This window comes from Vibrio sp. Y176 (genome assembly GCF_033438945.1).
In genome coordinates, this window is the sequence record NZ_JAWOQS010000883.1 from 1 (window position 1) to 578 (window position 578).

The window sequence follows — 578 nt, forward strand, 5'->3', positions numbered from 1 at the left end:
TCACCAATTTCATCAAGAAATACCGTACCGCCATTTGCCTGTTCAAAAATACCTTTGTGGCCTTGTTCGTGATTGAATGAACCCGGCGCATGACCAAACAGCTCGGTTTCTGCAACGTCATCTGGCATGGATGCACAGCTCAACACAAGGAATTGTTTACTCGCACGGCTTGAACGACTATGACAGGCTTTTGCGAGCATTTCTTTGCCAGTGCCTGTTTCACCTTCGATTAGTAGCGGTTGATCCAGAACAGAAAGCTTCTTAGCCTGATTAATCAATGCTTTATGGCGGTTTGATATTCCTACAAAGTGCTCAAAACCCAATGGATTATGCAACGGCAGTCTTTCTTCGATTTGCGTGCCGTGCTGGCTTGTTCGAATCGTCATCAAAGTGCTTGCAAGCGTAGAATTCTGCGCTTCGTCTCTGATATAGACAGGCATGAGCTCTAAGATGTAATCCAACCCATCAATGACTAGGTTTTCACGAGTACGAGCGTTCACTCCTTCAGACCAACGAGAGAAACGGACGCTTGGTAATAACACACCAATCTGAGTGCCAATGACTTCTTGTTTATGCAG

Annotated in this window: 1 protein-coding gene; it reads right to left on the reverse strand. The window is 45.5% G+C overall.

The genetic code is table 11. The features are described from left to right. Positions 1-578, reverse strand: a 578-nt coding sequence (locus tag R7O13_RS29210; protein WP_318305500.1) for a sigma 54-interacting transcriptional regulator, incomplete at both ends; no start/stop codon positions are given.